Origin of the sequence: Bradyrhizobium sp. C9 (genome assembly GCF_002532045.1) — a bacterium.
GTDB lineage: Bacteria > Pseudomonadota > Alphaproteobacteria > Rhizobiales > Xanthobacteraceae > Bradyrhizobium.
Window position 1 is genome coordinate 84,622 of sequence record NZ_NWTG01000004.1, and the last position, 15,486, is coordinate 100,107.

Annotated in this window: 14 protein-coding genes; 4 read left to right on the forward strand and 10 right to left on the reverse strand. The window is 65.2% G+C overall.

The features are described from left to right. Nucleotides 1-3 precede the first annotated feature (3 nt). Together CO675_RS10735 and CO675_RS10740 are read left to right on the forward strand one after the other, a co-directional pair. Nucleotides 4-1,890 carry a TRAP transporter large permease gene (locus CO675_RS10735; RefSeq protein ID WP_097671910.1) on the forward strand — a complete coding sequence of 629 codons (1,887 nt, stop codon included), beginning with the start codon at nucleotides 4-6 and terminating at the stop codon, nucleotides 1,888-1,890. Between the two features lie 24 nt (nucleotides 1,891-1,914). Beyond that, a complete protein-coding gene (locus CO675_RS10740; RefSeq protein WP_097671911.1) occupies nucleotides 1,915-3,564 on the forward strand; it encodes an acyl-CoA synthetase in 1,650 nt (549 codons plus the stop codon). Nucleotides 3,565-3,573: 9 nt separating this feature from the next. Here CO675_RS10740 and CO675_RS10745 read toward each other — a convergent pair whose 3' ends face one another. From CO675_RS10745 to CO675_RS10780, 8 genes are all read right to left on the reverse strand, one after another. Then, complete coding sequence (locus CO675_RS10745; protein WP_097671912.1) at nucleotides 3,574-4,041, reverse strand: MarR family winged helix-turn-helix transcriptional regulator; 468 nt, start codon at nucleotides 4,039-4,041, stop codon at nucleotides 3,574-3,576. Continuing rightward, on the reverse strand, nucleotides 4,022-4,780 hold the full coding sequence (locus CO675_RS10750; RefSeq protein WP_097671913.1) for a nitroreductase family protein: 759 nt from the start codon (nucleotides 4,778-4,780) through the stop codon (nucleotides 4,022-4,024). The genes CO675_RS10745 and CO675_RS10750 overlap by 20 nt, the downstream gene beginning before the upstream one ends. 152 nt (nucleotides 4,781-4,932) lie before the next feature. Next, nucleotides 4,933-5,739 carry an MBL fold metallo-hydrolase gene (locus CO675_RS10755; RefSeq protein ID WP_097671914.1) on the reverse strand — a complete coding sequence of 269 codons (807 nt, stop codon included), beginning with the start codon at nucleotides 5,737-5,739 and terminating at the stop codon, nucleotides 4,933-4,935. Beyond that, a complete protein-coding gene (locus tag CO675_RS10760) occupies nucleotides 5,736-6,527 on the reverse strand; it encodes a TatD family hydrolase (protein WP_097671915.1) in 792 nt (263 codons plus the stop codon). The genes CO675_RS10755 and CO675_RS10760 overlap by 4 nt, the downstream gene beginning before the upstream one ends. Nucleotides 6,528-6,541: 14 nt before the next feature. Continuing rightward, nucleotides 6,542-8,542: a methionine--tRNA ligase gene (gene metG, locus CO675_RS10765; RefSeq protein WP_097672273.1), complete on the reverse strand. Its 2,001-nt coding sequence runs from the start codon at nucleotides 8,540-8,542 to the stop codon at nucleotides 6,542-6,544. Nucleotides 8,543-8,644: 102 nt separating this feature from the next. Beyond that, a complete protein-coding gene (locus tag CO675_RS10770) occupies nucleotides 8,645-9,685 on the reverse strand; it encodes a DNA polymerase III subunit delta' (RefSeq protein ID WP_097671916.1) in 1,041 nt (346 codons plus the stop codon). Further along, nucleotides 9,682-10,368, reverse strand: a complete 687-nt coding sequence (tmk, locus tag CO675_RS10775; RefSeq protein ID WP_097671917.1) for a dTMP kinase — start codon at nucleotides 10,366-10,368, stop codon at nucleotides 9,682-9,684. The genes CO675_RS10770 and tmk overlap by 4 nt, the downstream gene beginning before the upstream one ends. 1 nt (nucleotide 10,369) lies before the next feature. Further along, complete coding sequence (locus CO675_RS10780; protein WP_097671918.1) at nucleotides 10,370-11,629, reverse strand: D-alanyl-D-alanine carboxypeptidase family protein; 1,260 nt, start codon at nucleotides 11,627-11,629, stop codon at nucleotides 10,370-10,372. A 162-nt stretch (nucleotides 11,630-11,791) separates the two neighbouring features. On the opposite strand from CO675_RS10780, the gene CO675_RS10785 reads away from it, so the two are divergent. Further along, complete coding sequence (locus tag CO675_RS10785; protein WP_097671919.1) at nucleotides 11,792-12,727, forward strand: alpha/beta fold hydrolase; 936 nt, start codon at nucleotides 11,792-11,794, stop codon at nucleotides 12,725-12,727. A gap of 51 nt (nucleotides 12,728-12,778) precedes the next feature. Here the strand turns inward: CO675_RS10785 and CO675_RS10790 are convergent, their stop codons facing one another. Then, the gene (locus CO675_RS10790) at nucleotides 12,779-13,711 is read right to left on the reverse strand and encodes a septal ring lytic transglycosylase RlpA family protein (RefSeq protein ID WP_097671920.1); all 933 of its coding nucleotides are present in this window, start codon (nucleotides 13,709-13,711) and stop codon (nucleotides 12,779-12,781) included. Between the two features lie 851 nt (nucleotides 13,712-14,562). Between CO675_RS10790 and CO675_RS10795 the strand changes: the two genes are divergently transcribed. Next, on the forward strand, nucleotides 14,563-14,997 hold the full coding sequence (locus CO675_RS10795) for an NUDIX domain-containing protein (RefSeq protein WP_097671921.1): 435 nt from the start codon (nucleotides 14,563-14,565) through the stop codon (nucleotides 14,995-14,997). Here the strand turns inward: CO675_RS10795 and CO675_RS10800 are convergent. Further along, nucleotides 14,990-15,427 (reverse strand): arsenate-mycothiol transferase ArsC, encoded by a 438-nt coding sequence (locus CO675_RS10800; protein WP_245452718.1) that lies wholly within the window; start codon nucleotides 15,425-15,427, stop codon nucleotides 14,990-14,992. The two genes, CO675_RS10795 and CO675_RS10800, sit on opposite strands and share 8 nt — an antisense overlap. Between the last annotated feature and the right edge of the window lie 59 nt (nucleotides 15,428-15,486).

The following is a 15,486-nucleotide window of genomic DNA, read 5'->3' on the forward strand; positions in this document are numbered from 1 at the left end:
GCCATGGCTCATGTCGAGATGACGCCGGCCGTGGCCGGCGAGGCGGCGTCACAGCCCCCTCGCCGCCGCTCCGTTCTCGGTTCCATCGAGGCTGCACTCGGATGGCTGGTCGAAATCCCGGCGGCGATCCTCGTCGTTGCCGAGGTCGTCATCCTGTTCGCCGGCGTGGTGTCGCGCTACGTGCTGCATGCGCCGCTGATCTGGTCGGACGAGCTGGCGTCGATCCTGTTCCTGTGGCTCGCCATGCTGGGATCGGCGGTCGCGTTCCGCCGCGGCGAGCACATGCGGATGACGGCGCTGGTCGCAAGCGCCGGGCCGAAGTTGTGGGCCTACCTCGACGTTGTCGCGACCTGTGCCGCGCTGGCGTTCCTGATCCTGATCGTGCGGCCGGCCTATGAATACGCCTACGAAGAGAGCTTCATCACGACGCCGGCGCTGCAGATCTCCAACACCTGGCGCGCCGCGGCGCTGCCGGTTGGCACCTGTTTGATGGGGCTGTTTGCGCTGCTGCGGCTGGCGCGGGTCGGCGATTTCAAGACCTTCCTGCTGGCGGTGCTGACTGTTGTCGCGCTGATCGGCGTATTCTGGCTGGCGCAGCCGATGCTGCGGCCGCTCGGCAACCTCAACCTGATCATCTTCTTCGTCGGCGTGGTCGGTTTCTGCGTGTTCGCCGGCGTGCCGATCGGCTTTGCCTTCGGCATGGCGATTTTCGGCTATCTGGCGCTGACCACGCGGACGCCGCTGATGGTGCTGGTCGGCCGGATGGACGAGGGCATGAGCCACCTGATCCTGCTGTCGGTGCCGCTGTTCGTCTTCCTCGGCCTGCTGATCGAGATGACCGGCATGGCGCGCGCGATGGTGGCGTTCCTGGCGAGCCTGCTCGGGCATGTCCGCGGCGGCCTGCATTACGTGCTGGTTGGCGCCATGTACCTGGTCTCCGGCATCTCCGGATCGAAGGCCGCCGACATGGCGGCGGTCGCTCCCGTGCTGTTCCCGGAAATGAAGGAGCGTGGCGCGAGGCCAGGCGATCTGGTCGCCCTGCTCGCCGCCACCGGCGCGCAGACCGAAACCATTCCGCCGAGCCTCGTCCTGATCACGATCGGCTCGGTCACCGGCGTCTCGATCTCGGCGCTGTTCACCGGCGGCCTGCTGCCGGGCGTGGTGCTGGCGATCACGCTGTCGGCGCTGGTGTGGTGGCGTTACCGCGGCGAGGACCTCAGCCACGTCCAGCGCGCCACCGGCGGCGAGATCGGCAAGGCGCTGGTGTTCGCCCTGCCCGCATTGGCCCTGCCCTTCGTGATCCGCTACGCCGTGGTCGAGGGCATCGCGACTGCGACCGAAGTCTCGACCATCGGCATCGTCTATGCCTTCGTCATCGGCCTGTTGATCTACCGCAAGTTCAACTGGCGGCGGCTGGTGCCGATGCTGATCGACACGGCGTGCCTGTCGGGCGCGATCCTGTTCATCATCGGCACCGCGACCGGCATGGCCTGGGGCCTGACCCAGTCCGGCTTCTCGCGCGCGCTGGCCGCGTCGATGGCCGGGCTGCCCGGCGGTTCGGCGACCTTCATTGCGGTCTCGATCCTGGCTTTCGTGATCCTGGGCAGCGTGCTCGAGGGCATTCCGGCGATCGTGCTGTTCGGGCCGCTGCTGTTTCCGATCGCGCGCCAGGTCGGCGTCCACGAGGTCCACTACGCCATGATCATCATCCTGGCGATGGGCATCGGACTGTTCGCGCCGCCGTTCGGCGTCGGCTATTATGCCGCCTGCGCCATCGGGCGCGTCGATCCGGCCGAGGGTATCCGGCCGATCTGGGGTTACATGCTGGCGCTGTTGATCGGCCTGATCATCGTCGCCATCTTCCCGTGGATATCGATCGGTTTCCTTTGAGAACCTAGCGGATTGGATAGAGCCATGAGTGCAGCTCAAAACCAGTACTCGATCGGGCTCGACAAGACGCCCGCCAACTACGTGCCGCTGACGCCGCTGAGCTTCCTGGCGCGCTCGGCCGCGGTCTATCCCGGCCACGTCAGCGCGGTCTATGAGGGCCGCAGCTTCACCTGGAAACAGACCTTTGAGCGCTGCAAGCGCTTTGCGTCCTATCTTGCAGGCCGTGGCATCGGCCATGGCGACACGGTCGCGGCGATGCTGCCGAACATCCCGGCGATGAACGAGCTGCACTTCGCGGTGCCGATGACCGGCGCGGTGCTGAACGCGCTCAACATCCGCCTCGATGCGGAATCGATTGCGTTCCAGCTCGATCATGGCGGGGCGAAGATCATCCTCGTCGACCCCGAATTCTCCGGCGTGATCGCGGAGGCCCTGACTCTGATGAAGGGCGCAAAGCCGTTCGTGATCGACGTCGATGATGTTGCCTTCAGTGGCGGCAAGCGGATCGGCGAGATCGAGTATGAGGCGGCGGTCGCCTCCGGCGATCCGGCATTCGAGGAGCGGCCGCCGGCCGACGAATGGGATGCGATCGCGCTGAGCTATACGTCGGGCACGACGGGCAATCCGAAGGGCGTCGTCACCCATCACCGCGGTGCCTATCTCAACGCCGTCAGCAACATCCTCGCCGGCAATCTCGGCCAGCATCCGGTCTATCTCTGGACACTGCCGATGTTTCACTGCAACGGCTGGTGCTTCCCCTGGACCATCGCGGCGACCGCCGGCGTCAATGTCTGCCTGCGCAAGGTCGATCCGGCAAAAATCTTCGAGCTGATCCCAAAGCACGGCGTCACCCACATGTGCGGCGCGCCGATCGTCTACAACACGCTGATCAACGCGCCCGATGCGCCGATGGGCGGCAAGGCGAAGCCCGTCGTCGGCCTGATCGCGGGCGCGGCGCCGCCGGTCGCCGTGCTCGAAGGCGCCGAGCGCATCGGCATCAAGCTGACCCATGTCTACGGGCTGACCGAAGTCTACGGCCCCGCCTCGGTTTGCGCCGAGCAGCCGGGCTGGGACGAACTGTCGGCCGACGCGCGTGCGCAGTTGAAGCGGCGCCAGGGCGTGGCCTACCCGCTGCAGGAAGACGTCACGGTGCTCGATCCCGAGACCATGCGCGAGGTGCCGCGCGACGGCGAGACCATCGGCGAGGTCATGTTCCGCGGCAACATCGTGATGAAGGGCTACCTGAAGAACGAGATGGCGACGCAGGAAGCGTTCGCCGGCGGCTGGTTTCACACCGGCGATCTCGGCGTGCTCGACGAGCACGGCTACGTCATCATCAAGGACCGCTCCAAGGACATCATCATCTCCGGCGGCGAGAACGTGTCGTCCGTCGAGGTCGAAGACATTCTCTACAAGCATCCGGCCGTGCTGTTCGCCGCCGTGGTGGCAAAGCCCGACCCGAAATGGGGCGAAGTGCCCTGCGCCTTCATCGAACTGAAGCACGGCGCCAAGGCAACCGAGGCCGAGATCATCGCCTATTGCCGCGAGCACATGCCGGGGTTCAAGACGCCGAAGTCGGTGGTGTTCGGGGTGATCCCGAAGACATCCACCGGCAAGATCCAGAAATTCCTGCTCCGCAACCAGGTCGGATCGGCCAAGGCGATCTCGGCCTGAGCGGCGGGCTCAGCCCTCCGCAAGGCGACCGAGCAATTCGTACAGCAGTCGCCTCTGGTCGGCCTTGAGCGGCGCGAGCGTCGTCGCGGTGCATTCGATCTCGATCGGGATCAGCTGCTCGACCAGCGCCACGCCGGCTGTGGTCAGGTCGATCAGGATCAGCCGCTTGTCGGTCGGATCGCGCCGGGTCGCAAGCAGCCGCCGCTTCTTCAGCCGCAGCACGACGTCGCGGATATTGGCCGGCTCCATCGCAACCAGCCGCCCGAGCAGGTTCTGCGACAGCGCCCCGCGCTCATAGAGCCGGGCCAAGGTCGCATATTGCGGGGCCGTCAAATCGTAGGATCCGATCCGCTCGACCAGGTTGGACGAGGCGCGCTGGTAGGCCCGGCGCAGCAGGAAGCCGACCTGGTCCTCCAGCCGGTAGTCCGACGCAACGCGCCGGACCGGCGCCGCCGCTTTAGTCGACGTTCTCGGCATCGCGGTACATCACCTTGTGGCGCGTGGTCGAAACCCATTCGTCGATCTGGGCTTCGGTCATGAAGTGCTGATCATCGAACCTGTTCCAGTTACTGATGTCAGCCAGGCTCTTCTTCCAGCGCTTGTACGGCGGCTTGGCCGGCGGACCGAAGCACATGATGTCGAGCACGGACAATTCGTCGGGGATGCCGAGCAGCGGCTTCATCGCCTGCTGCGCCTTCTCCTGCCCGATCGCAGTCACCCACCAGACGTTATAGCCGAGCGCGGCCGCCGCCAGATGCGCCGACATCGTCGCCGCCGCCACGCTCTGCAACAGGATGCGCTCGGCATTCTCCTTGTACATCTTGTCGAGCTCGGAGCCGTCGTTGAGGACGGGAAACGCCTTGACCCAGCGGAAGTCGCTGGCGACGACGATGAAGCCTGGGGCCGACGCGAGGCCGCGATAATCGGGCGTTGGAAACTTCATCTTGAGCCGGGCGCGCGCGACCTGCTCCTCGCGGAAATATTCCGTGATCCTGTTCTTCAAATCCTGATCGGTGACGGCAATGAAGTGCCAGGGTTGCGCATTGGCGCCGGACGGCGCGTGCCGCGCGGCCTCCAGGATCATGTCGTAATGCTCCGGCGGCATCGCGTAGCTGGAATCGAACGCCCGGGTCGTCAGGCGGTTCTTCACGACATCCATCAGTGCGTCATATCGCGTGCGATCGGTGTAATCGCGCGCCGCCACAGCTTTCGCCATCGAGGCCTCTCGATATTGTTATGATCATAACGATACCGAAAGCGCGCCAAAGGTCAATGCCCGATGGCAGCGCCGGGCGATCATCTTGACGCGCGGAACCGTGCGTCCGCGACGGGCGCCCAAGTCCGGCTAGCTCTGCGATGCCTGAGGTTTCAGCCTGCCCGATCGAGCGTCAGGCGCATGCCGTCATAGGCCGGGATCACGCCGGCCGGCAGGCTCTGCCGCAGCACCTCGTAGTCGAGGTCGGAATGCATGTTGGTGATGACCGCGCGCTTCGGCTTGAAGCGCTCGATCCACGACAGCGCGTCTGCAACGCTGAAATGGCTGGGATGCGGCGCATAGCGCAGGCCATCGACGATCCAGAGCTCGAGACCTTCCAGCGCCGGCCAGCTCTCCTCGGGGATGTCGTGCAGGTCGGGCGTGTAGGCGGCATCGCCGATGCGGTAGCCGAGCGCGGGAATTTGACCGTGCTTCACGAGGAAGGCCTCGAGCTTCAGCGGACCGCCCTTCCCTTGCACCGTGTGGCTCTCGCCCGCCTCGATCGAATGCCGGGTCAGGATCGGCGGATAGTCGCTGCCTTCCGGCGAGATGAAGCAGTAGGAGAACCGCGCCATGATGTCCTTTGCGGTCGACTGGTTGAAGTAGACCGGGATGCGGCGGCGCTGATGCAGCACCACCGAGCGCAGATCGTCGATGCCGTGGGTCTGGTCGGCATGCTCATGGGTCAGGAACACCGCATCGATGTGCTCGACATCGCCGTCGATCAGCTGTTCGCGCAGGTCGGGCGAGGTATCGATCACGACACGCGTGGTGCCGTGCTCCATGGTGCGCTCGGCCATGATCGAGCAACGGCGGCGGCGGTTTTTGGGATTGTTGGGATCGCAGGCGCCCCAGCCGAGCGCCGGACGCGGCACGCCGGCGGATGAGCCGCAGCCCAGGATGGTCAGTGTCAGCGTCATGCAGCAACCTTCGGCGCCGGCACCTTGGAGAACAGCCGGAAGAAGTTTTCGGTGGTCTGCCGCGAGATCTCCTCCAGCGAGACGCCCCGGGTTTCGGCGAGCACCTTGGCGACCTCGACGACGTAGGACGGCTCGTTGCGCTTGCCGCGGAATTTGCCGGGCGCAAGGTACGGCGCATCGGTCTCGACCATGATGCGGTCGGCCGGCAGCTCGGCTGCGAGCGCGCGCAGGGCCTCGGACTTCTTGAAGGTCAGAATGCCTGTGAACGAGATCGACAGCCCAAGCCCAATCGCCTTCATCGCCAGCTCGCGGCCGCCGGTGTAGCAGTGCAGCACGGCCTTGAACGGGCCCTTCGCGACTTCGTCCTCCAGGATGCGGCCGCAATCCTCATCCGCTTCCCGGGTATGGATGACGAGCGGCAGGCCGGTTTCGCGGGCCGCGGCGATGTGCGCACGAAAGCCGCGCTCCTGGGCCTCGCGCGAACCGTGCTCGTAGAAATAGTCGAGCCCCGCCTCGCCGAGCGCCACGACTTTCGGATGCTTGGTGAGCTCGATCAGTTCGCTGGCCGGGATGCCGTCCTCTTCGTCGGCGTGATGCGGATGGGTGCCGACCGAGCAGTAAACGTCGGGAAACCGCTCCGTGATTGCAAGCAGGCCGCCGAGCCGCTTCACCCGGGTCGAGATCGTGACGATGCGGCGGATCCCGGCCGCTTCGGCGCGCCCGACGATCCCGTCGAGATCGTCGGCGAAATCAGGGAAATCGAGATGGCAGTGACTGTCGACCAGCATGACTTTCGAACCGCTCACTCGGTCTTCGGTTCCACGTAGCGCGGAAACACGCCGACCGGCGCCGGCAGGACGGTACCCGGCTTGATCCGCTCCGCGATCGCCGTGAAGCTGCGCGCATCCGCAGGGATTCCGAGGCTGTCGAGCATCTTGCCGCAGGACTCCGGCATCACGGCCTGCGCCATGATCGCGATCTGGCGCACCACTTCGGCGGTGACATACAGCACCGTCTTCTGGCGCGCCGGATCGGTCTTTGCCAGGGCCCACGGCGCCTCGCCGGCAAAGTAGCGGTTGGCCTCTGCGACCACGGCCCAGACCGTGTTGAGCCATTGATGGATCTGTTGCGTCGCCATCGCGGTCCGCGACGTCTCCAGCATGGCGTCGGCCTGCGCCAGGATCGCCTTGTCGTTGTCGCTGAACTCGCCGGGCTCCGGCAGCACGCCGCCGAGCTGCTTGGCGATCATCGACAGCGAACGCTGGGCGAGATTGCCGAAATCATTGGCGAGGTCGGCATTGATGCGTGCGACGATGGCCTCGTGGTTGTAGTTGCCGTCCTGGCCGAACGGCACCTCGCGCAGGAAGAAGTAGCGCACCTGGTCGACGCCGTACTGATTGGCAAGATTGAAGGGATCGACCACGTTGCCGACCGACTTCGACATCTTCTCGCCCCTGTTGAACAGGAAGCCGTGCGCATAGACGCGCTTCTGCAAGGGGATGCCTGCCGACATCAGGAAAGCCGGCCAGTACACCGCGTGGAAGCGGATGATGTCCTTGCCGATGATGTGGACGTCGGCCGGCCAGTAGCGCCAGCGCTTGTCGCTCTCGTCGGGATAGCCGACGCCGGTGATGTAGTTGGTCAGCGCGTCGACCCAGACATACATCACGTGCTCGGGATCATCAGGGACCTTGACGCCCCAGTCGAAGGTCGTGCGCGAGATCGAGAGGTCCTTCAGCCCACCCCGCACGAAGCTCATGACTTCGTTGCGGCGAGAATCCGGGCCGATGAAATCGGGCTGGCTCTCGTACAGATGCAAGAGCTTGTCCTGGTAGGCCGAGAGCTTGAAGAAATAGCTCTTCTCCTCGACCCATTCGACCGGCGTACCCTGCGGGCCGCGGCGGACATTGTCTTCACCGACCGCAGTCTCATCCTCGGCGTAGTAGGCCTCGTCGCGCACCGAATACCAGCCGGCGTAGGCGTCAATATAGATGTCGCCATTGTCCTGCATGCGGCGCCAGATTTCCTGCACCGACTTGTGGTGCGCGGGCTCCGAGGTGCGGATGAAACGGTCGAACGAGACGTTGAGCCGTTCGTCCATCTCCTTGAAGCGCGCGGCGTTGCGGGTGGCGAGATCGTACGGCGTCATCCCCTCGCCGGCCGCGGTCTGGATCATCTTCTGTCCATGCTCGTCGGTGCCGGTCAGGAAGAACACGTCCTTGCCGTCGAGCCGCTGGAAGCGCGCCAGCGCATCGGTCGCGATCGCCTCATAGGCGTGGCCGATATGCGGTTGGCCGTTCGGATACGCGATCGCGGTGGTGATGTAGTAGGCGTTGCCGCGGTCCGCGGCAGGTGCCGGGACGGACGCGCGCGCAGCGCCGGTCGCGGCGGGTTTGGGTTGCCTGGGCGCGCGGACAACTGCCGCCTTCGGTGCCTTCTCGGCAGCCGGAGCTTTCGGCGCAGCCGGCTTGCTTGCGGCCGGAGCAACGGCCGCCGCGGCGGCCTTCTTCGGCGCAGCTTTGGTGGGCTTCGTGACAACCTTCTTGGCCGTCTTCTTCGCAACCTGCTTGACGGCCTTTTTGGCGACCTTCTTCGCTGCCGACTTCTTGGCGCCTGTCTTGGCCTTGGCGCCCTTGGCGCCTGTCTTGGCCTTGGCGGCTTTCTTCGTCTTCTTGGTGACGCGCGCACCCTTCCGGGTCTTGGCCGCGCGCGATTTCGCAATGGCCTTCCTGGTCGCGCGAGCGGGCGATGCCTTCTTCGTCTTCTTGGCCTTTTTCGACGATTTCTTGTTAGCGGTCGCCACCACGGAATCCTTTGCAGATCGAAACGAGATTGTCGGGAGTGTTGTCGGACAGGTGTTTTCGGACGGATGTGTTGTAAGACGAATTGTTTTCAGATTTGGCGTCTATCGGGTCGCGTCCGCGAGCATCGAAAACACCGAGAAAACCAGCGGCTTGCGCTCCAGATTGTAGGCTTCGGTATCGCGCGCGGCGCGGACGATCTTTTCCCATACCTCCGCCAGCCGTGCAAGGCGCGGCAGATTGGCATTGGCATCGCCGGTTCGCATGCGCTCGCTCATCCAGCGATCGATGCCGTCAATGAAGGCCGCAAGCGCAACGCGGTCGCTGGTGCCGAGCGCATCGCCAAGCGCGTGCAGCTCACGCGGATCGACGTTCGGAAGCGTTGCCAGCAGCGCTGCGGTACGCTGCTGCAGCTTGAGCGCGTCGCCGCCGAGCAGCGACAGCGCCCGCCCGACGCTGCCCTCGGACACTGCCGCAGCTTCCGCCAGCGCAGGATCGTCGGGTGCAATGTCGGTTGCGGTCGCGGCCGCGCGCACCACATCGTCCGTCTCCAGTGGCCGCAGCAGCAGTTTGCGGCAGCGGGACAGAATGGTCGGCAGCACCCGTGATGGCGCGTGGCTGACCAGCAGGAACAGCGACTGCTGCGGCGGCTCCTCGAGGATCTTCAGCAGTGCATTCGCGGCATTGGGATTGAGTTCATCGACGGTGTCGACGATGCAGACGCGCCAGCCGTCGACCGCTGCGGTCGAGCCGAAGAACGAGATCGTCTCGCGCGTCTCGTCGACCGTGATCACGGTGCGCATCACGCCGCGATCGTTGAGGCCGCGCTCCAGCACCAACAGGCCGCCATGCGCGCCTGCCGTGATCTGCCGCGCCACCGGATCGGACGGATCAACCCGCAGCGTCGGCGCCGCCTGAACCTGGGACGACTTCGGATTGCGGAACGCCAGCACGAACCGCGCCATGCGATAGGCCAGCGTTGCCTTGCCTATGCCCTGCGCGCCGCCGATCAGCCAGGCATGCGGAATTCGACCGCTGCGATAGGCATCGAGCAGTGCGGTCTCCGCCTCGCGATGCCCGAACAGATCGGGGGTTTCGCGCGGGTGGCGAGCGGGGCTCTCCTGTTCGACCTTGCGAGCGCTCATGCGGGAGTGTCTGCGGTGAGCGTTGCGCGCAAATGCTCGCGCAGCGCGGCCCATATCCGCGCCGCGACCGTGTCCGGATCGGCGGTCGCGTCGATCAGCACGCAGCGCTGCGGATCGTCAGCCGCGATCCGGCGGTAGGCGTCGCGCAAATCCTGATGGAACTTGAGGCCCTCGGCCTCGAAACGATCCGCCGTGGCGTTGCCGCGGCGCAGAGCGGCGCGTTGCAGTCCGACCTCGACCGGCACATCGAGGATGAAAGTCAGGTCAGGCTTCAGATCGCCGATGGTGACGCGCTGCATGGCGTTGACGAGGCCGGGCGACACCTGCCCGAGCTGGCCCTGATAGGCGCGCGTGGAATCGAAGAAGCGATCGCACAGCACCCAGATGCCCTGGTTGAGTGCCGGCAGGATCACGGTGCGGACATGGTCGTCACGCGCGGCGGCAAACAGCAGCGTCTCGGCTTCCGGCCCGAGCAGCTTGCCCATCCCCGACAGCACGAGGTGACGGATGATCTCGGCCCCGGGCGAGCCGCCGGGCTCGCGGGTGACGATCGCGCGCAGCTTGGCGGCATCGAGCCGTTCGGCGAGCTTGCGGATCTGGGTCGATTTCCCGGATCCCTCGCCGCCTTCAAAGGTGATGAAGCGACCGCGCAAGCTCGGCCGTTGGACTGCTGCTTCCGCCATGTCAGAGCTTCTCGACCCCTGCGCGGAACATTCCGATCACAAGCTCCTGGGCGCCGTCGAGGGCGCGGCGCATCGTCGATCCCGTACCGACGGCATCCGCCGCGAACACCGGCGTCTCCATCGCGACATTGCCGCCGCGCCAGACCCGGACGACGCCGATCTGCTGGCCGGCGGTGATCGGCGCCTTGACTGGTCCGCTATAGATGACGCGCGCGAGCAGCTTGTCGTTGCCGTTCTTCGACACCATCACCTTGATCGGATCGGGGCTGACCAGCTTGACCGAACGGCTCTCGCCGCCGAATACCCGGGCGTAGCCGACCGGCTGATTGGCCGCGATCAGGACCCGGGTCTCAAAGCTGCGGAACCCCCATTCAAGCATCTTCTTGGCTTCGGTGGCGCGGTCTTCGGAATCCTCGAGGCCGTTGACCACGACGATCAGCCGCGTGTCGTTCTGCACGGCCGAGCCGACCATGCCGTAGCCGCCTTCCTTGGTGTAGCCGGTCTTCAACCCGTCGGCGCCGGGTAAAGCGTTCAGCAGCGGATTGCGGTTCTGCTGGCGGATCTTGTTCCAGGTGAATTCCTTCTCGCCGAACAGCTTGTACCTGTCGGGATAGGCCTGGATGATGTGGCGCGCCAGGATCGCGAGTTCCCGTACCGTCATCTTGTTGGTCGGGTCGGGCAGCCCGTTGGAATTGCCGAAGGTCGACTTCGTCATGCCGAGCTCGCGGGCGCGCTTGGTCATGAAGTCGGTTGCAAACGTATGCTCGTTACCGGCAATGCCTTCGGCGAGCGCGATGCAGGCGTCGTTGCCGCTCGGGATGATGGCGCCGTGCAGGAGGTCGTCGACCGAGACCTTGCTGTTGATCGCCGCGAACATCGTGGAGGTTCCGGACGGCGCCCCGCCCCGCCGCCAGGCGTTCTCGCTGATGCGGTACTCGTCGGTCAGCTTGATATCGCCCTTCTTGATGGCGTCGAACACCACCTCGGCCGTCATCAGCTTCATCATGCTGGAGGGCGCGCGCAGCTCATCGGCGTTCTTCTCGAACAGCACGCTGCCCGAGGAGGCCTCGACCAGGATCGCGGTCGGCGCATCGCCGTCGAATCCGCCCTCTTCCTTCTTCGCGCCCTGGACGCTGTTGTTGGCGGCATAGACCACCCCGCCGCAGCCGATCGCCAGCGCGACGGCGGCCGCGACCACGCCACGCCAGCCACGCCCGGCGCGAGCGAACAACGTGCGGGGAATTGCGGTCTGGGCTGCCATCGGCGATGTCCTGAAAGACTGCGTTCTAACAGCTGGAAGTATCGCAAACAACTGAGGTTTCGCCGCTTGTGCACGGTCGGCCGGATTGCCCGCTGCGCTGAACGCCCGTATCTTTGGAACCAGCTAACGACAGCAGAACCGGCAAACAAGGCGGAAACGCGAATGTCATCCTCCCGCACCATTTCCGCCAACGGCATCGACATGTTCGTGCGCGAGGCCGGGCAAGGCCCACTGGTCGTGCTCTGCCATGGCTGGCCGGAACTGTCCTACTCATGGCGGCACCAGATCGCAGCACTCGCCGCGGCAGGCTTTCGGGTCGCAGCCCCCGACATGCGCGGCTTCGGCCGGACCACCGCACCGGCGGATGTCGGCGCCTACACGATCTTCGATACCGTCGGCGACATGGTCGCACTGGTCGCCGCGCTCGGCGAACAGAAGGCAATGGTTGTCGGTCACGATTGGGGCGCGCCGGTTGCCTGGCACGCGGCCCTGTTCCGCCCTGACATCTTCACCAAGGTCGCGGGGCTCAGCGTGCCGCCGCCGTTCCGCGGCCGCGGCCGTCCGCTGCAAACCCTGCGCGAGAGCGGTATCACCAATTTCTATTGGCAATACTTCCAGCCATCAGGCGTGGCGGAGGCCGAGTTCGAGCACGATATCGCCCATACCATGCGGCTGGTGCTCGGGCGCGGCGTCTCCGATCCGAGCTCGATGTTCGTCGACGAAGCCAAGGGCTTCCTCGGCAAGCTGCCGACCGGAATGCCGCTGCCGGCCTGGCTCACCGAGGCCGACATCGCCGAATTCGCCGAAGGTTATCGGCAGTCCGGCTTCCGCGGCGGCCTGAACTGGTACCGCAACCTCGATCGCAACTGGGAGCTGACCGCGCCCTGGCAGGATGCGCAGATCCATCAGCCGTCGCTGTTCATCGCCGGCTCGAACGATTCGGTGATTACCGGGCTGATCGGCGCGAAGCGCGTCGCGGACATGGAGCGCGTGCTGCCGAACCTGCGGCAGAAGCTGATCATCGAGGGCGCCGGCCACTGGATCCAGCAGGAGCGCCCGGACGAGGTCAACGCGGCGCTGATCGCATTTCTGAAATGATCAGGCCAAAAGCTTGATTCGCCACCGCTTGATTTCAGTAAGTGGCTTGACTCAGTAGAGCCCGCGCCCGCTCAGCACCTCGGCCGGTCCACGGGCGTCGATCGGCACATAGGCCGTGGCCGGGCTCGGGGCCGCGGCGTAGCGCGCGTCACCCTCGTAGGAGACTTCGCGCGGATTGTTCGGTACGCGGCGGTGCGACCGGCTCGAGGCCGACATTTCCGAGGTGGCGTTGGCCGAGGCATAGTCGGCCTGGGTGTTGCCGAGGCTGTAGGGCCGCCCCTCCGGCAACGGAACGTCGCCGCGGACGCGGCCCGACGAGGACGACATCTCCGGCACGAAAGGCCGCGCGGAGGCGACCCGGACCATCGACGGGGACGGCGCCGGCGTTCCGGTGCGCAGGGTCGCCATCAGCTGGCGGTCGTCGGAGCCTTCGAGCGGCGCCCGCCCGACATATTCGACGCGGACGCGCGCGACGCCATTTCCTTTGAAATCAAGCAGTTCGGCGGCTTTGTTCGAGACGTCTATGAGGCGATTGCCGTGGTACGGTCCGCGATCATTGACGCGCACCACCAGCGACTTCCCGTTGCTCAGATTGGTGACGCGCGCGTAGCTCGGCATCGGCAGGGTCGGATGGGCGGCCGTCAGCGAGCCCATGTCGAACACCTCGCCATTGGCGGTTAGGCGGCCGTGGAAATCATCGCCGTACCAGGATGCCATGCCCTCGGCGCGATAGTTCTCGTTCTCCTCCGGCACATAGGTGCGGCCGGCGACGACATAGGGCTTGCCGATGCGGTAGGTGCCGCCGCCCTTCGGCACGGGGTCACCGAGCGCCACGACGCGTGGGCTGGAGGAGACGCCATATTTGGGATCGATCCGGCTGGTGAGCTGGTTCGAGGAGGCGCAATTGGCAAGCACAAGGCACGAGGCCACCGCAACGGCGCCGCGAGCCGTCCGGATCATCGAATCTGGCCGTCTAATCCCCATCTGCCCCAAGTACCACTCTGCCCGGACCCGCGCCTACTGCGAGGCGTCGGGATCGATTCTGTCACTGTGCGGCCCACCTCCGCACCGGATGGTGAAGATATCGCAACCGGAACACGGCGGAAATGGGGTGAGCCGTCCGGCGGTGGCACCTTGGTGAATGGTCTGTTGCGCTTCCTCCGTCCTTCTACGGACCTCCATGCGCGCAGAACGCCCTCGCCTGTCCCGCTATCAGACACACTGTTGCAGCAAATCATCAGTCGGGGGCTTCTTCAATTCCAACAATTGAATCTTTTTGACTGTGCAAGGCTGCAATCGTTTTCTCTCGGACGTGGGGCGCAAAGGAAGTTGCGATGATCGAGACGGTTACAGCGGTGATGGGCCTGGTGAGTGCGGCGATCTTCTTGGCGCATGCCGTGGAAGGCTATCGGTACCGGGCCTGACAGTCCGTTGAAGGCGGAAAGACGCGTCACCTCTTTCCAGGAGAGAAGTTCGGAAAGCTTTAATCAATTCGGATGAGCATCGGTTGAAGGCAGGTGTATCATGCGTAGTCACGATTTGGTCTCCGACGGATTTCTAACCCTGACCGCAGCAAGCCTCGTGCTGCTGTGCTCCAGCCTGCTGGCTTTCGCTTTCGGTTGAACACATGACGTCCTGGGCGCCGTCAGCGCCCTTGCGAAAGACCTTGGCTAACCTGCCTCCCCTCGCCGCTCGAACCCCGGCTTCAGTGTTTGGGTGCTGGCGATACCGACCAGGCAGGTGCTCGGCCGATAGGATCTGCAAGGCAGATCCGCCGTCTTCTCCCAACCCCAGTCCTGACGCACCCTCCACCGTCCCAGCGAGAGGATTCGCGAATGACAGGCTCGGTCAGAGAGGGAACGTCTGCACTGCTGGTGAGCACGGATGGCCGGCTGCTGATGCAATTGCGCGACGACCTTCCCCACGTTTCCGATCCCGGCAAGATCAGCCTGTTTGGCGGACGGCGGGAGGGCAGCGAAACCTTCCTGGAATGCGTGGTGCGCGAGATCCACGAGGAGATTGGCTATTACCTGCCGCCCGAGCGTTTTGAGCTGATCGGTCGTTATTTCGGGCCGGACCATTCGACGCGAGGCGGCACCCTTCACGGCGAGGTGTTCCTCGCGCGGGAGGTGCCGATCGACCGGTTGAAGGTCACCGAAGGCCGCCTCGAGATCGTCGCCGTCGATGACCTCGAACGGATCAGCGGCCGGCTCGCACGCCCGGCGGAATACGCGCTGGCGATCTTCCTGAAGCGCGAACCGACTACCTGAGCGATGAAACCAGTTCGCGGACGAGATCGTCGATCATCGGCAGCGCAACGGCGGGATGGGCAACGTCGATATCGTGCACATGCCAGTAGGTCACCCTGCCGGCGACCTCGGGGAACCGCCGTTCGATGAGCGGACGATGCTCGGCCTCCTTGAGCGCGATCACCAGGTCCACGCCGTCGAAGTCAGCCAATGAACATGGCTGCGGATAGCGCGCTGCGCCCTCCGGAACGATGCCGTTGGCGCGAAGGCGGTCATCGGCAAACACCGACATGGCGCCGACATTGTCGGGCGATCCCCGTTCGGCGGCGCCTCGCGATGAGGCGCGCCACGACAGGTTTTCGCCGCGCGCAAGATGATTGAACAGCTCCTCTGCGTAGCGACTGCGGTAGTAGTTGCCGGTGCAAAGGAAGAGGACGCGCTTCATGGCCATCATGATGGCCAACGGCAGTGGTCGCGGTCAACGGTGGTGCCTGCGACGATGACCCGCAG